Origin of the sequence: Flavobacterium flavipigmentatum (assembly GCF_020911905.1) — a bacterium.
GTDB classification, from domain to species: Bacteria; Bacteroidota; Bacteroidia; order Flavobacteriales; family Flavobacteriaceae; genus Flavobacterium; species Flavobacterium flavipigmentatum.
Map to the genome: position 1 here is coordinate 2,808,732 of NZ_CP087133.1, position 17,803 is coordinate 2,826,534.

Annotated in this window: 8 protein-coding genes; 7 read left to right on the plus strand and 1 reads right to left on the minus strand. The window is 36.3% G+C overall.

The features are described from left to right. Positions 1 to 7 precede the first annotated feature (7 nt). Complete coding sequence (gene priA / locus LNP22_RS12240) at positions 8 to 2,458, plus strand: replication restart helicase PriA (protein ID WP_229973699.1); 2,451 nt, start codon at positions 8 to 10, stop codon at positions 2,456 to 2,458. Positions 2,459 to 2,461: 3 nt separating this feature from the next. On the opposite strand, the gene LNP22_RS12245 is transcribed toward priA, so the two are convergent. Further along, on the minus strand, positions 2,462 to 3,160 hold the full coding sequence (locus LNP22_RS12245; RefSeq protein WP_210665933.1) for a LytR/AlgR family response regulator transcription factor: 699 nt from the start codon (positions 3,158 to 3,160) through the stop codon (positions 2,462 to 2,464). A gap of 179 nt (positions 3,161 to 3,339) precedes the next feature. Between LNP22_RS12245 and rpsF the strand changes: the two genes are divergently transcribed. From rpsF to LNP22_RS12275, 6 genes are all read left to right on the plus strand, one after another. Beyond that, positions 3,340 to 3,681: a 30S ribosomal protein S6 gene (gene rpsF, locus LNP22_RS12250; protein WP_007810575.1), complete on the plus strand. Its 342-nt coding sequence runs from the start codon at positions 3,340 to 3,342 to the stop codon at positions 3,679 to 3,681. Between the two features lie 5 nt (positions 3,682 to 3,686). Continuing rightward, complete coding sequence (gene rpsR / locus LNP22_RS12255; RefSeq protein WP_002987043.1) at positions 3,687 to 3,983, plus strand: 30S ribosomal protein S18; 297 nt, start codon at positions 3,687 to 3,689, stop codon at positions 3,981 to 3,983. Between the two features lie 66 nt (positions 3,984 to 4,049). Then, on the plus strand, positions 4,050 to 4,490 hold the full coding sequence (rplI, locus tag LNP22_RS12260; protein WP_229973700.1) for a 50S ribosomal protein L9: 441 nt from the start codon (positions 4,050 to 4,052) through the stop codon (positions 4,488 to 4,490). A 101-nt stretch (positions 4,491 to 4,591) separates the two neighbouring features. After that, a complete protein-coding gene (locus tag LNP22_RS12265; protein ID WP_229973701.1) occupies positions 4,592 to 7,762 on the plus strand; it encodes a TonB-dependent receptor in 3,171 nt (1,056 codons plus the stop codon). 102 nt (positions 7,763 to 7,864) lie between these two features. Then, a complete protein-coding gene (locus tag LNP22_RS12270; protein ID WP_229973702.1) occupies positions 7,865 to 8,338 on the plus strand; it encodes a DUF6495 family protein in 474 nt (157 codons plus the stop codon). Between the two features lie 1,254 nt (positions 8,339 to 9,592). Next, positions 9,593 to 17,797, plus strand: a complete 8,205-nt coding sequence (locus LNP22_RS12275) for an Ig-like domain-containing protein (protein ID WP_229973703.1) — start codon at positions 9,593 to 9,595, stop codon at positions 17,795 to 17,797. The last annotated feature ends 6 nt before the right edge of the window (positions 17,798 to 17,803 follow it).

Sequence of the window (17,803 nt, forward strand, 5' to 3'; positions counted from 1 at the left end):
AAATCACATGTTTTTTGTCGAAGTTATTTTACCGCTTTCACTAGCCAAAACCTTTACGTACCGTGTTTCTGAGGCCGAATTTCATTTTATAAAAAAAGGAATGCGTGTCGCCGTACCTTTTGGTAAAAGCAAAATCTACACCGCTTTGGTGCTGGACATGCATCAAAATGCTCCAAGTTTATATGATGCCAAAGAGATTCATCAAATTTTAGACGAAAAACCAATTGCTACCGAAATACAGATTAAACACTGGCTTTGGGTGGCTAACTATTATATGTGTGGTATTGGCGATGTGTATCGAGGTGCTTTTCCCACAGGATTATTATTAGAAAATGAAACCATTATTTCGCACAAAACAGATGTTTTTGTTGATAAAAACGAACTTTCAAATGATGAGTTTCTTGTCTACGAAGCCTTGCAGCAACAGAGTTCATTAAAAGTTCAGGATATTATTTCGATATTAAATAAGAAAAATATTTTTCCGATTCTTCAAACCATGATAGCCAAAAATATCATTGTTTTAGAAGATGAAATCAAAGAAAATTACAAACCCAAACTCATTCGATATGTAAAATTGCACGAGAAATATGAGTCGGATGAAGGTTTAGGGCGATTACTTGAAATTCTGAAAGGAGCCAACAAACAAAAAGAAATCGTTCTGACTTATTTTCAGTTGAGCGCTTCTGAGAAGAAACCCATTACGGTAAAGAAATTGGTAGAAACGTCTCAATCTTCCGCTGCGATTGTAAAAGCTTTGATCGAAAAAGAGGTTTTTGAAGAGTATTTTCTGCAGCACGACAGAGTTTCTTTTGCCGGAAAAGCTTCAGAAAAACAATTGCAATTGAGTGATGCACAGGAACAAGCTTTTAATCAAATAAAAGAAAATTTTGCTAAAAAAGAAGTGTGTTTACTTCATGGCGTAACGTCTAGCGGAAAGACTGAAATTTATATAAAACTAATTGAAGAACACCTTCAAACAGGCAAACAAGTCCTGTATTTGCTGCCTGAAATTGCGCTTACAACACAATTGGTGTCACGTTTGCGACACCATTTTGGCGATAAAGTAGCCGTTTTTCATTCGAAATATAGTAATAATGAAAGAGTAGAAGTTTGGAGGCAGACACTCGAAAACGCAGACAAAGCTCAGATTGTGATAGGAGCAAGGTCTGCGTTGTTTTTGCCTTTCGCCCATTTAGGCCTCTTGATTGTTGACGAAGAGCACGAGCAGACTTTTAAGCAGACCGATCCTGCACCAAGATACCACGCCCGTGATGCCGCGGTTGTATTGGCTAATTTTCATGGAGCCAAAGTGCTTTTGGGTTCGGCAACACCAAGTATCGAAACGTATTTTAATACCCAAACTGAAAAATATGGGTTGGTAACCCTTTCGGAACGTTATAATAATGTGCGAATGCCCGAAATTGTTCTTGTCGATTTGAAAGACAAACATTTTAGAAAAAGAATGACGGGACATTTTAGCGATCTTTTAATTGAAGAAGTGGCAGAAGCGCTGTCTTTGGGTGAGCAGGTTATTTTGTTTCAGAACAGAAGAGGTTACTCACCTATTATAGAGTGTATGACTTGTGGTCATGTGCCGCATTGCCAACAATGCGATGTGAGTCTCACTTTTCATAAACATAAAAACCAATTGCGATGCCATTATTGTGGTTATTCTATTGCCAAACCAAGTCACTGCCATAGTTGTTCGAGTATTGATTTGACAACAAAAGGCTTCGGAACCGAGCAAATAGAGCAAGAACTAATGACGCTTTTTCCAAAAGCCAAAACAGGTCGGATGGATCAAGACACGACTCGCGGAAAGTTTGGTTTTGAGAAAATAATTGATGCTTTTAAAAATAGAGAAATTGATATTTTGGTAGGAACGCAAATGTTAGCCAAAGGTTTGGATTTTGATAATGTGAGCCTCGTGGGCATTATGAATGCAGATAATATGCTGCACCATCCCGATTTTAGGGCTTTTGAACGCAGTTTTCAGATGATGACACAGGTGGCAGGAAGAGCGGGACGGTCAGAAAAACAAGGAAAAGTCGTTATTCAAACCTATAATCCAAATCATAATACGATACAGCAAGTTACAACTCATAATTATATAGGTATGTATAAGGAGCAATTGTACGATCGTCAGATTTACAAATACCCGCCTTATTTTAGAATTATAAAACTGACGTTGAAACACCGTGATTTTGATAAATTAAAAGAAGGTTCGATGTGGTTGTATCAGGTTTTAAGTCAAAATTTGAAAATGCCTATTTTAGGTCCGGAAGAACCGGCGATTAGTAGAATCAGGAATGAATATATTAGAACAATTTTGATTAAGATTCCGCAAAACGAGCCATTGGGAAACACAAAAAAAACTATTCAGAAAATGCTGAATAGTTTTGAGGCTGTAGCTCAGTACAGAGCAATAAAAGTTGCGGTAAACGTTGATTTTTATTAACGACTACGGAGTTGCAGATAGAGCTTTTACCAAATCTTCTTTTTTGTTTCGGCTTAAAGGAATTTTGGTAATTCCAATTTCTGCAAATTTACTATTAAAGCGTTCTACCTTATCGATATTAATTATATAGGACTTGTGTACCCTGATAAATTTGTCTCTTGATAAATCATTTTCAAAAGATTTCATTGTCGAAAGTACCAGATTGCTGTCATCTTCAGTCACTACCCGCACGTAATCGCCAAAAGCTTCAATCCATTTTATTTTTGAGGTAAAAATTTTGAGTTTTTTTAGATTACTTTTAATAAAAATATGATCACCTTCTTCTTCTTTTATATCCTTTTTAAGGATATGCAAGTCGAGCGCTCTTTTTACAGAAGCATTAAAACGTTCTACAGATAATGGTTTTTGCAGATAATCTGTGGCATCATAATCAAATGCTTTTAAGGCATATTCTGCTTTAGAAGTGATAAAAATAATTTGCGGTTTTGTTTTTAACCCGTCAAGAAAGTCAAATCCATTAATAACGGGCATTTCTATATCTAGGAAAATTAAGTCAATATTATTTAGAGAGATACAGCTTTTTGCTTCAATTGCATTCGAAAAGTCCCCGATTAAATGCAAACCAGGGTGATTATTTGCTAATTTAGCAATAATTGTCCGCTGTATAGAACTGTCATCAACGACAACACAGTTTAGTTTCATAACATTTAAAAATTTAGAATAAATTCAGGATAGCTTAGTAAATGTATTATATTTTTAATAATAAAACTAAAATACAGCTATGTTTTTCGCTTTACAACGAATAAAGATAAAAAAGTGTTGTATATTTAAATTTAATCCTTACTTTTGCACCCAATTTTAACAAATAAATAATTGTATTTATGAATCATTATGAAACTGTTTTCATTTTAAATCCCGTTTTATCTGAGGTTCAGGTGAAGGAAACAGTAACGAAATTTGAAGAATTTCTTACTAGTAGAGGAGCTGAAATGGTATCGAAAGAGGATTGGGGTCTGAAAAAAATGGCCTACGAAATCCAGAACAAAAAAAGTGGTTTTTATCACTTATTCGAATTCAAAGTAGCTGGAGAAGTTCTAATTGCTTTTGAAACTGAATTTAGACGTGACGAGAGAGTTATGCGTTTCTTGACTGTAAGTTTAGACAAACATGCTATTTCATGGGCTGAAAGAAGAAGAGCCAAATTAAAATCTACTAAAGCTTAATTATTATGTCTACAATAGAGCAATCTGCAAAAGGAAAAAAAGACGGGGATATTAGATATCTTACGCCTTTAAATATTGAAACTAACAAAACTAAAAAGTATTGTCGTTTCAAAAAATCAGGTATCAAATATATCGATTATAAAGATGCTGATTTTTTATTGAAATTTGTTAATGAGCAAGGAAAAATTCTTCCTCGTCGTTTAACAGGAACTTCATTAAAATACCAAAGAAAAGTGTCTGTAGCTGTAAAAAGAGCGCGTCACTTGGCTTTAATGCCATACGTGGCCGATTTATTAAAATAATATTAAAAACAAAGTTGTTGGTTTCCCGTCAAAGGAACCTAACTTCTCAAATATAAGGACAACAACATGGAACTTATTTTAAAACAAGACGTACAAAACTTAGGTTTTAAAGATGATGTAGTATCAGTAAAAGCTGGTTACGGTCGTAACTTTTTAATTCCTCAGGGATTCGCACAGTTAGCTACACCTTCTGCAAAGAAAGTTTTGGCTGAAAACCTAAAACAAAGAGCGCACAAAGAAGCTAAAGTGGTTGCTGATGCAAAAGCAGTTGCAGAAAGCTTAAAAGCTTTGGAAATAAAACTTACTGCAAAAGCAGGTGGAGAGAAACTTTTTGGTTCTATCACAAACATCGATATTGCAGAAGCTTTAGAGAAATCAGGTAACGCTATTGATAGAAAATTCATTACTAGTGGTATCGTAAAACGTACAGGAAAATATACTGCAAGCATCCGTTTACACAGAGATGTTATCGTAGAATTGCCTTACGAAATTATCGCTGAAAAATAATATTCTGTTAACATTTTGTTAATAAAATATAAAAATCACTCTTCGGAGTGATTTTTTTTTGCCTAATTTTGAGCGAAATAACTCATTCAAAATTAAGGAAAATGAAAAAAATCTTTACATTATTGTTGTGTGTCTTTAGCTTTATAAGCGTGACAGCGCAGACAACGACTTCGAGCATTAAGGGAATTGTAAAAAGCTCAGGAAATGAACTTTTGCCGGGCGCTACCATTCTGGCAATTCATACTCCTACAGGAACTAAATATTCTGGACTTTCTAATGAGGATGGAAGGTTTAGTATTTTGAATATGAGAATTGGAGGTCCTTATAAAATAGTAGTTAGCTTTGTAGGATATCAAAATCAGGAATACAACGATGTGTATCTTGATTTGGGAAAAGTATTTAATTTGGATGTTCTTCTAGCCGATGAAAGTCAGGCTTTAGAAGAGGTAAAAGTGGTTTCTAAAAACAAAGTCTTTCAAAGCGGAAGAACCGGTGTAGAAACTACAATTGGCCGAAGAGAATTGACTTCGTTGCCTACTATTTCGAGATCTGCAGAAGATTTTACACGTTTAGAGCCAACGGCAAGTGGCGGTTCTTTTGGAGGTCGAAATGATCAATACAATAATTATTCTTTAAATGGTGCGGTCTTTAATAATCCGTTTGGGTTAGATGCGGCGACTCCTGGTGGACAAACTGGTGCACAGCCTATTTCTCTGGATGCAATTGAGCAAATTCAGGTGGCAACAGCGCCTTATGATGTTACTTTGTCGGGTTTTACAGGTGCTTCTGTAAATGCGGTAACCAAGTCGGGTACGAATGAATTTCACGGTACAGCGTATGCTTTTTACAGAAATCAGGATTTAACAGGAAGCAAAATAAAAGGTGAGAAAATATTTGTACCTTCTTTAGAGCAAACCCAGGCTGGTTTTAGTTTAGGTGCTCCCATTATTAAAGATAAATTATTTGTTTTTGGAAATTTCGAAATTGATAAAAGAAGTGATTTAGGTTCTAATTTTGGAGCAAACAACAATGATGGTGTAGCGGGAATTAACGAATCCAGAGTTTTAGAGTCAGATTTGATTGCTGTTTCTAATGCTTTGGCAAATTTAGGTTATAATACCGGTGCTTACCAAGGTTTTAAGCATGAATCTAATTCGAGTAAAGGAATTATAAAATTAGATTGGAATATTAATGACAATCATAAGCTTGCGGTGATATATAACTTTCTGGATTCTTCAAAAGACAAACCGGCTCATCCAACGGCTTTAGGTTTTAGAGGTCCAAATGCTTCTATTCTTCAGTTTCAGAATTCAGGTTACCAGATCAACAACAAATTGAGTTCGTTTTTATTGGAACTGAATTCTAAGTTTAGCGAATCAGTATCGAATAAATTACAAGCAGGATATACCCATTTTGACGATTACAGAGTACCGTTTTCAGTTCCTGCTCCTGTTATTAATATTCAGGACGGATCAGGTGCCAATTACATTATTGCGGGGCATGAGCCCTTTTCTATCAATAATACTTTAGATCAAAAAGTAATTCAGATCACAGATAATTTAACGTATACTGTTGGTAAACATGCTTTTACTTTTGGAACTTCATTTGAGAAATTTCAATTTAAAAATTCGTTTAACTTAGCTGGTTATGATAATTTTGGAAATCCAAATGGTTACGCTGGTACTTTCTTTACGCCTTACTCTAATGTTCAGGCATTTTTGGATGACGCAGCAAGACCTTATGCTTCAAGTATTATAGCGCAAAATTTGCAATATGCACAAGATACTTACAACTCAAAAAGTAATTTTGCAGTAGGAAGTGATGGCGGATGGAAACTGGCAGAACTTAATGTTGGTCAGTTGGCATTTTATGCGCAGGATGATATTAGTTTAACAGATCATTTTAAGTTATCACTAGGTTTGCGTGTTGATAAGCCTTTGTATTTTGATACAGCAGATTTAATTCAAAAATATATAGATACTGACAATGGTGGTGCAGGAAGAGATAATACCGTAAATTATTTTGATCCTGAAACAGGAGAGGCAACACCTTTAGTTTCTACAGATCTGCCAAGCGACAGATTGCTTTGGTCTCCAAGAATCGGATTTAATTGGGATGTAAAAGGAGATGCTACTTCGCAGCTTCGTGGTGGTTCAGGAATTTTTACAGGTAGGATTCCATTTGTGTGGTTAGGAAACCAGGTAAGTGGTGCCGATGACAGTTTTTTTCAGATCATGGATCCTGATTATAAATGGCCGCAAGTCTGGAGAACGAGTTTAGGTTACGATCACAGATTTGAAAGTAATTATATTGTGACTTTTGATATGTCTTATAATAAGGATATCAATGGAGTGCAAGTACAAAACTGGGGATTAAAAGCGCCAACAGGAACTTTAGCCGGAGCTGACAACAGATTGATTTATACAGCAGGTGACAAAGGTGCAAATAATGCGTATGTAATGACAAACTCTGATAAAGGAAGTGCTTTTAATGCTTCGGTAAAAGTGCAAAAATCCTTCGATAACGGATTGTATGCAAGTTTGGCTTATAACTACATGAAATCTCAAGACGTTAACTCTATTGAAGCAGAAATCACTGGTGATGCTTTTGCGTTTAACCCTGCTTTAGGAAACGTAAATAATGCGGTACTTTCTAATTCTAAATACGGAGACAATCACCGTTTTATTGGGGTAGCTTCAAAAAAATGGAAATATGGCAAAGACAAATGGGCAACGACAGTGTCTACTTTCTTTGAATATGCACAAGGAGGGCGTTTTAATTACACTTACGGTGGAGATATTAACAATGATGGTTCAGCGGTAAATGATTTAATTTACGTGCCTACAACGGCAGAAATTGGTCAAATGACTTTTACAGGAGCTGGTCAAGGCGAAGCTTTTGATAAATTTATTAGTCAGGATAAATATCTAAGAGATAGAAGAGGCGAATATGTAGAGCGCTATGGTGCTATTGCACCGTGGAGAGGAAGATGGGATTTAAAATTATTACAAGATTATAACTTTAAAGTATCATCTGCATCAGAGAAAAAAAATACGATTCAATTTAGTATTGATGTTTTAAATATCGGTAATTTATTAAATTCAGATTGGGGATTGGTTCAGAATCCTACAAGTGTACAGCCGATAGGAGTTTCGGTTGTTGGTACTACCCCAACGTATACTTTTACGAATACACAGACCAAAACGTTTAATTATGATGCTAGTCTAGCGTCAAGGTGGCAAGCGCAATTTGGTATTAGATATATTTTCTAGTCAAATAAAAAATGTATTAAATTTGCCCTCTCGTTGGAGAGGGCTTTTTTATGAATTTAATTTACCTCTTTTAATGAAACTATAATATTCAAAAAAGAAACAATGAAATACGCGAGATTAACAAAAGAGCAATTTGATGAATTACATGCTGAATTTACCAACTTTTTAGCAACACAGGCTATTGATAAAGCAGAGTGGGACTCGATAAAGCAAAACAAACCAGAAGTTGCAGAACAAGAATTAGATGTTTTTTCAGATTTGATTTGGGAAGGTGTTTTGTCAAGGGCAGAATATTTAGAGCATTTTTCTAAAAATCATATCTTTTTGTTTCAATGTTTTGAAACACACGTTCAATCAATTGTTTTGAAAGCATTGGTCTCTGAAACAGATTTTCTAACCAAAGAAGGGTTGCAATGGTTAAGTGATAATATGTTTACGGAAAATATTGAGATGAAAGTGGGTAAAAAAGTATTTACTGAAGATAGAAACCTATCGATCTTCGAATTGATACAGCAAGGTGCTTTCTTGACTGATGGTCAGTTGTTTAAACAGATTAATACGATAATAGAGTCATAATATCTACCAATTACATCATTAAAAAATTAAAACAGGTAATTTCTTACAATTACTTGTTTTTTTTGTTTTTATTTTAACATTTGTTTATCTTTATTTTTTTTGAATTATTAAAGTCTACTGTTTTTTTTATTATTTAATTGCTATTTTTTTATTATATTCATATTTTTAAAATTTATTTTGTAAGTGTTTAATGTAACAAAGTTTTCAAATTATAACACTTTAGCAGAATACATAATTGTAGTATAATATGTCTTTTTATGTCATTAAAGTAAGTAATTACTTATTTTTGATAACATATTGATGTTTTTTTATTTTGTAGTAGTGAAATTAATGAAAGTAAAAAGTTCCTTATTTTATAAGGTTTTTTAAAAATATAAGCTATTTCTGTCAGTTGTTTTTATGTAATAATTTGAAATATTATGAATTAAATATTTGTTAGTTTTAAAAAAAGGTTGTAATTTTAATCAACAAAAGTTAAAGCAATTATATGCTTTTATACAAAAACAAATGTAGAAATAAGCATTATAGCTTATTGTTGGTAAATGAAATTGAAAATTGTTTTTTAGGCATTTAACTTGTATTTAAACATGATGGTTTTTTAATCAGTTTTTCGTTTTTCAAGAACAATTAATAGTATGCTTATGAATCTAATAATTACTTTTTTTAATCAGATCACACGGAGTGTTTATTTTATTTCTTTAGTTCCAACTTTTATTTTAGAGGGGGATAAAAAAGAATACCCGTTTTTAAATTTCCAACCAAACTTATTGAAAGCTTTTTTTAATAAGTTGCATCCTAAACCCATTAGTACTTGTTGATCATTTGGGAGTTGTAATTAACAACTTTCCCGATGATTTGTTATTTGTTTTCTAATCAACTACAAATAACTCCTGAGCAAAAAGTTTATGATATTGTTTTAAAGAATTGCCCAATTCTACTATAATTTTAGATTTTCTTTTTTTAGAAAATACAATCCCACACAAATCTCTCCTGTCTGGAAAATTGAGTACTTCAAGTTTCCGTTTTTAAAATTTGCCTTGTTTGAAAAAATAAGGTTGATAGAATTTTATGTTTTATTCAGAACCAAACAACATGAATTTATTTTGAGCTTTTAATTGAGTTCTAATGGACTTATTATGAAGTAGCTAATCATAACAAGTCTCAATTATTTGATTATTAGTATTTTAAAATTGAATAGGCCTTTCGGCTTATCTCAACAGGTATTTTATTGTCCATTTTCTAATCTTCCAAATTATGAGAAATTATCTAAAAATCAATAATCTTAACTTACAGACAAGATTATTTAGACTGTTGTTTTTTTTGCTTTTATGCACGAATGCTGTGGCTCAAACCGTTTGTAGACCCATTTCTCAGACGAACAGCGAGGGCGGAATTTTATGTATTGGTTTAAATGTAGATAGTCCTAACAATGCATTCGATGTAGATGCAGGTTTAAACACTTATGCCACGCTAAACAATGCGATAGGTGTAGGATGTTTTGTTCAGGAAACATTAACTTTTAATCAAACTGCAAAAGCAGGTGACCAAGTAGTATTTTATATTGGTACAGGCAATGGTTTGTTAGATCTAAGTTTACTTTCAAATGTTTCTGTGCAAGCAAAATTATCTGGAACCGATGTAGGTCCCAGAGAGGCATTAAATAGCCCGCTTTTGAACCTCGATTTGCTTAATGGTAATACTATTGCAATGATTAAGTATACGCTTCCTGCAGATGCTAATCAAATTGAGATTAGAGTAGGAGGTCTTCTAAGCTTGTTAGTAAGTTTACGACTGTATGATGTGCGTTTAGATTTTGCAAAACCAATTATAAGCGGAGGTTCGAATCAAACAATATGTTCAGGAAATACGGCTACGCTTACAGCTACGCCAGCGGCCAATACTACCATAGCATGGTACAGCTCAGCAGTTTCTACAACTCCATTGGCTACAGCAAATAGTTTTACGACTCCTGTATTGACAGCAAATACGACTTATTACATAGGGGTCTCACGACTTGCAGGTTGTGAGGGCAGTGAGCGATTGCCAGTCGTAATCAATGTGTCAAATCCTGTTGCTCCTGCTATTAATAATTCAGGGACTTCTATATGTACCAGCGGTGCAAACCAACAGACTACATTATCAGTTATTAATCCGGTTCTTGGAACTACATATAGATGGTTTTCTACCGCAAGTGGTGGGGTTGCTCTCGCAAGCGGAACTAGTTATTCGCCAACAGTTCCTGTTGGAGTAACCAATTTTTATGTAGAAGCTTCTATTGGTAGTTGCGTAAGTTCTTCCCGAACTCAAGTGACAGTAATCGCTACACCAATTCCAGCTGCAGCTACTGTACTAATGCAAAGTGTAACCATACAATCAGGTCAAAATGCAACTTTGATTGCGATGACAACTGAACCAAATGTTACTTTAAACTGGTTTGATGTACCAACAGGAGGCGTTGCTATTGCAAGTAATACGTCATCCTTTACAACACCCATCTTAACAGCTTCAAAAACTTATTATGTAGAAGCAGAAAGTGCTACAGGAAATTGTGTAAGCACTGTAAGAGTACCCGTAACAGTTACCGTAATACCATCGCCATTAGGCACTTGTCTTGAGGCAAGCAGTCAGCAGACTTTTGCTAACGGATTGTGTTTGTTGTGTGGAGTTGCAAACTCTAATTTTTCTGTAGATGGAAATATAGCTACTGCAACACGACTTTCTGTTCCGGTAGGATTGGTCAACGCATACATTCAGCAAACGCTACAATTTAATAATCCGGGTAGAGCAGGAGATATCGTTGATGTTGAAATGGAACTACCTGCTGGAGTACTGGATGTAGGACTTTTAGATTATATATCTTTAGCTACTTATAATAGTACTACTTATAATAATGATCGAGTTTCAATTAATAATTTATTGAATGTTCAGTTGCTGGGCGGAAACAGATTTCGAGCAAGTATTGTAGCAGGAGCAGCCTTTGATCGTGTTGAAGTACGATTGGGAGGCGTAGCAAGTGTGCTTACAAGTTTGGATATTTACAATGCTTCTTATCGTTATAAAGCACCATCCATCACAGGAAACACAACAATTTGCAGCGGTCAGACTACTACTTTAACAGCCGCTCTTGGTGTTGGAGAAACAGTCGCATGGTACGATGGCAGTACCGGGGGCACTTTATTAGCTAGTACAGCCAGTTACACCACGCCAGTGCTTACCGGTGCCACTACTTATTATGTGCAACTTACCAGAAATGGTTGTGTAAATAGCGAAAGAACTTCCGTACAAGTGAATGTAAACAATCCTATTGCACCAACAATTGCTGCTACAGGAACCATTATTTGTGCCGGTAATGCCACTACTTTAACCATAACAAATCCAGTAACAGAAACAGATTACAGATGGTACGATGCTGCTATTGGAGGTACTTTATTAGCTACAGGTACTTCGTTTACAACTCCGATTTTAAAGATTAATACAAGTTATTATGTAGAAGCAGGAATAGGCACTTGTACAAGTACAGGCCGAACTCAGGTAGCTGTTACCGTAAATCCATTGCCATCAGCGCCAACGGTGGCTTCGGCAAATGTCACAATTCAATCAGGGCAAAGTGCTTTATTGATGGTTTCGAATCCTGAAGCAGGAGTAACTTACGAATGGTTTGATGCTTCAAACGATCAAAGCAAATTTGTTGGTACAGCATACCAAACAGATCCTTTAACAGCAAATGCGTCTTATTATATTATTGCAACAAATACGGCGTCAGGATGTATAAATCCGGTAAGAACTACTGTAAATGTTATTGTAAATAAGCCCCTTACGGGATGTTTGAGAGGCAATGCTGTAACTACAACTTACGATGGTATTTTATGTGTATTGTGTGCTGTAAACTCTCCAAATAATTCTGTAGATACAGATATTGATTCGGCAGCTTCACTGTCAATTCCGCTTGGACTTGGGCAGGATATTTTTCAAGAAATTGATTTTACAAATTCAGGTTTACAAGGAGATATTATCGAAGTTGAATTGGGAGTCCCGGGAGGTTTATTAGATATTTCATTACTTTCAAATATTACTTTGCAAAGTTATAATGGAGGAAGTAATAACCTCGATCTAACGGCTGTTAATAATCCGCTTTTAAATATTCAATTGCTAGGCGGAAATCGTTTTAGAGCGAGTTTTGCCGCTGGAGGAGATTTTACAGGCGTTAGAGTTACCCTTGGTGGATTGCTAACGGCCTTGGCTCGTCTGGATATTTATAACGCTTCTTATCGCTACAAAGAGGCTGTTATCACAGGAAATACAACAATTTGTGAGGGAAATACAACCACTTTAACAGCATCTTCCTTGGTAGGTACAGAAACATTTCTTTGGTACGCAACCCCAAACGGATTGACGCCACTAGATGCAGTACCTTCTTCTACTTATACAACGCCGGTATTAACAGCGACCACAAATTATTATTTAGAGGCAACACGTGGTACTTGTGCCAACAGTGTTCGTCAGATAGTAACGGTTACTGTTTTACCAAAATCTGTGGCTGCCGATATTATAATTAATAGTCCGCTTACAGCTTCATGTACAGGCGAGGTTATTCTGGCACCAACATCAGCTTTAGCTGGAGCACAATTTAAATACTATGCAAATCCGGACAAAACAGGTGAAATCACGACAGGTATAAACGGTGCAACCGGCGCTTTGACCATTACAGGCCTTACAGCGTTAGGAAGTCCTTATACCTATTATATTTCGGTTTCTAATGCTTTGCAATGCGAAAATGAGGCAAGCACTTTAAAACAAGTAGTTGTTAATTTTCCGGCAGTGACTACTTTTAATGTTAATGCAACTTTAGCAGGTTGTGATAAAGCCAATTTAAAAGATGCTATTCAAAATATAGACAATTCAGGAAGTACGATTTATACTTTTTTTGATGCTTCAAATAATCCAATAACAGTTGATGTTGCTTCAAATATCACTATTTCAGGTGATTATTATATTCAGGCTCAGGGTAGTATTGGAAATTGTTCTTCTGATAGAAAATTAGTAACAGTTACGATCAGTCCATCACCAACTTTGGTTGTGGCAGATCCAGTTACAGTGGCGCCAAATGCAGGTCCTATCGCTTTAGCAGCGACTTCAAACGGAACTTTATCATGGTTTGATCCTCAAGGAAATCCATTGCCTGCTAATCCGTCAGTTACTTTGACAACGCCGGGAATTTATGCATACACCGTTGTAGCAACACTTCGAAATTGTTCTAAAACTGGTACTTTTTTTATAAATGTTATAGATCCAAATACTTGTCAGTCATTAACAGAAAGAGTTTATGCTAATAGCCAAAGCTCGGGTTCAATAGTAACGGGTACGGTATCAAACGGAAGTAATGCAATCGACGGAGATGTTAAAACATTTTCGACCATTACTACAGGACTTGGTCTTTTAGGGATTGGTACTACGTGGCAAAATTTGCAGTGGTCAGCACCTGTTGCGCAAGGAACTCCGGTAACCGTAAAATTAGGTTCGGAATATAGCGGAGTTGCTTTGGCTGAAAATTTATCTGTAGTTGGATTTAGAAATGGAGTTCAAATAGGAAATTTTCAGTCGGTTTCTGGTTCTTTATTGAATGTATTAGCTGGAGATAATTCATTCGAGTTTACCTTTGTTCCTGCGGATGCAACCGGGCCGAAAGAGTATGATGAGATTAGAATTCAATCTTCATCACTTTTAAGCGTAGCTCAAAATACTAAAGTTTATGAGGCATATTATTCCAGACAAGTTGCGACTGTTACTTGTACTCCGGGCGATATAAAAGATGTTTTTTATGGAGCAACTGACTTAGGTGTAGGAGTAGCAACTGCCACCGTGGGAGTTAGTGATGCATGGAATGTCGCAGATGGAGATGCCTCCAGTTACGCGACCATGTATAGTGGTGCTGGTATTCTGGCAGCTGCAGATCTAACAGTATTGTTTAAAACGCCTTCTATTGCTTCGGATACGCTTAGAATAGTAGTTTCTAAACCGGCTGTTCTTTTGACTGCGGGTGTACTTACGGGATTAACTATTCAACGTTTTTTAGGTAATGTTCCCGTGGGAGCTCCTATTGATAATACCAGCAGTATTTTAGAAGTAAAATTATTAAACGGAGGTTTATCATCTGCGGTTGTAGTTTTTTATCAGCCAGAGGCTTATGATAAAGTTAGAATTCGTTTTGGAGGAGTTGCTGGTGTATTAGACTTTTTGCGAGTACACACGGTAGAACGCTTGGCCAATACAAAAGTGATAGGCAGCGACATCAATAATAAAGTAATTGTTTGTCCGGGAACGCCTATTACACTTTCGATACCCGAAGAAAATTGTGCAAAATATGCCTGGTATGATTCGGCAACGGGTGGTAATCAAATTACTACCGGAGTTTCTTATACCTTACCGGCAGGCACACCCGCAGGGATTTACAGATTTTACATCCAGTCGATTAGATATAATTGCGAGAATTTGGCCAGAGGAGAAGTTATTGTAGAAGTAAAAGCGACTGCACCACAAGGAGCGATAGCCAATATAACCGTAAATGGTGGAACAGATACAACAATCTGCTCTTCAACAGGGTCAGTTACTTTGCAGACTGCTGTAACCGGAACCCCAGCTTTGACAAATCCTGTATATTACTGGTATCAGTTTAATGGAACGACAAGTCAACTAATCGTGGGTGAAACGTCCAATCAATTATTACTAACGGGTTTATTGTCTGGAACTTATACCTATTACATAGGAGTTAGTTCAGATGAGTTTTGTGAGACTGCACCGGCAGATAGAAAATCGGTAACGTTTACGATTTTACCTGAGTCAAAAGCAACAGATATTCAGTTAAATAATGCATCTGTTTGTTCGAATGTGCCAGCATCATTAACACCAACTACTACTTTAACAAATCCTGTTTTTACATGGTATTTAGATAATAATAAAACACAGCCTGTTACCAACGGAGTACCTGCAGGAGTTTCGTATACCATAAGTCCAACAGGAGTTTTGACGGTTACAGGATTAACAAAAGCATTGTCTCCTATATCGTATTATGTGGCTGTTTCCAGCGATACCAGTTGCGAAAATCTGGCAGGAGATCTTAAAGTAGGAACCATTATTGTTACAGATCCGGATACTCCAACAACTACCAGCAATCCGCAAAGTTTTTGTACCGTAGATGCGCCAACATTTGCAAGTATTCAGGTAAACGAGAGCAATGTGGTTTGGTATGCGACACCAACAGGAGGAGCAGAGATTCCGTTGACAACGCTTTTAACCAGCGGAACTTACTACGGAGCAATTAGAGATTCAGCTACAGGTTGTGAAAGCTCTGTGCGTTTGCAAGTTGCGATCACTGTAACCAATCCGGTAACACCTTCAACGTTGAATGCTTCTCAAAGTTTTTGCGCAGTAGACAATCCTACATTTGCAAATATTCAGGTAAATCAAACTAATATTATTTGGTATGCGACACCAACAGGAGGAACTGCTATTGCTGTAACAACTGCTTTAACGACAGGTGTGTATTATGCCGCAATCAAAGATGCAGTAACAGGATGCGAAAGTGCCACAAGATTGCAAATTACAATTACTGTTACCGATCCAGGAACACCTTCTACATCCAATGCTTCTCAAAGTTTCTGTTCTGCAAATATGCCAACATTTGCAAATATTCAGACAAATGAAACCAACATAGTTTGGTATGCAACCCCAACAGGAGGAACGGCTATCGTAGCAACAACTGCTTTAACTACCGGAGTATATTATGCTGCGATTAAAGATGCTGTTACAGGATGCGAAAGTGTAATAAGATTGCAAATTACTGTTACGGTAAGCAATCCTGCAACACCAACCACTACAGATAATACACAAGAATTTTGTAGTAGTAACGCACCAACGGTAGCCAACATTCAGGTAAATGAGTCAAATGTAGTATGGTACAGTGTACCAACAGGAGGAACTGTATTACCAGTAGCGACAGCCTTGACTAACGGAATCTATTATGGAGCCATAAGTCAGGGAGTTGGTTGCGAAAGTACTACAAGACTACAAGTGACCGTAACGATAAATACTCCTGGTGCAACGCCAACTACAAATGCTACAACTCAAAACTTTTGTAGTATTAGTACACCAACCGTAGCTAATATTCAGCTAAATGAGTCAAATGTAGTTTGGTACAGTACCCCAACAGGCGGAACGGTGCTGCCAGCAACAACACCTTTGGTTAGCGGTTTGTATTATGGAGCAATTTCAAATACAGCAGGGTGTGAGAATTCCGTAAGATTAGTAGTGACGGTAAATGTTAATATACCTGGTGTAATAACAACACCAAACACAACTCAGAACTTTTGTTTATCTGCAGTACCAACAATAGCCAGTTTAGTGGTAAACGAAACAAATGTGGTTTGGTACAGCACACCAATAGGAGGAACTCCATTAGCTACTAATACACCACTTATTGCTACTACCTATTATGCATCGGCTGCTATCAATGCAACTAATGGTTGCGAAAGCGCTACACGTCTGGCAATAGTAGTTGGTTTTGTAAATGATGCTTCGGTACCCATTACTGCAAGTGATGATACACCATGTGTTTTCCAAGGGGTAAGTTATTCTATTGCAAACGGAAAATCAAATTATGTATGGTCTGTTACAAACGGAACTATTACTTCAGGAGGAGGAAGCAATGATGGAAATGTAACGATTTCATGGCCATTTGTTGGTCCGGGAAAAGTTGAGGTAACTTACACAAACACCTGTGATGAGACAACAACAAAATCATTAGATGTAACAGTAGCAACTTGTTCAGATCTTACTATAACGAATACCGTTAGCAATCCTACACCCAATTTTGGTGAGGAAGTAGTCTTTACAATAACAGTAAATAACGTGGGTCAGGGTACTATTCTTAATACGCTTGTAAGCGAATTAATACCAAGCGGATATAGTTTTGTATCGGCTACCACTTCTACAGGGGTATACGATACCGGAACGCAGGTTTGGACAATTCCAACTTTAAATGGAGGAGAAAGCCAAACATTACAAGTGAGAGTTATTGTATTGCCAACAGGTAATTACTTAAATGTAGCCACCATAGAAATTTCAACTCCGTTAGATGTTGACCCTACAAATAATTCAGCTTCAGCATCTGTACAGCCAATTTGTCTAACCGTTTATAATGAGTTTACACCCAATAATGACGGAGCAAATGATCTGTTTAGAATTGATTGTATCGAATCATATCCAAACAACGAACTGAAAGTTTTTAACAGATGGGGAGCTTTAGTATATAGTAAAGTAAATTATGAAAATGATTGGAATGGTACTGCAAATGTATCCGGAACTATCAGTAGAGGAGATCTGTTGCCAACAGGTACTTATTTTTATGTGATAGATATTGGAAACGGGACGGTTAAAAAAGGATGGTTATCTATTATGAGATAATAACCT

Bases quoted from the DNA above. Each gene is read 5' to 3' on its own strand.
- priA (WP_229973699.1), top strand. From the start codon at position 8: ATGTTTTTTGTCGAAGTTATTTTACCGCTTTCACTAGCCAAAACCTTT.
- LNP22_RS12245 (WP_210665933.1), bottom strand. From the start codon at position 3,160: ATGAAACTAAACTGTGTTGTCGTTGATGACAGTTCTATACAGCGGACA.
- rpsF (WP_007810575.1), top strand. From the start codon at position 3,340: ATGAATCATTATGAAACTGTTTTCATTTTAAATCCCGTTTTATCTGAG.
- rpsR (WP_002987043.1), top strand. From the start codon at position 3,687: ATGTCTACAATAGAGCAATCTGCAAAAGGAAAAAAAGACGGGGATATT.
- rplI (WP_229973700.1), top strand. From the start codon at position 4,050: ATGGAACTTATTTTAAAACAAGACGTACAAAACTTAGGTTTTAAAGAT.
- LNP22_RS12265 (WP_229973701.1), top strand. From the start codon at position 4,592: ATGAAAAAAATCTTTACATTATTGTTGTGTGTCTTTAGCTTTATAAGC.
- LNP22_RS12270 (WP_229973702.1), top strand. From the start codon at position 7,865: ATGAAATACGCGAGATTAACAAAAGAGCAATTTGATGAATTACATGCT.
- LNP22_RS12275 (WP_229973703.1), top strand. From the start codon at position 9,593: ATGAGAAATTATCTAAAAATCAATAATCTTAACTTACAGACAAGATTA.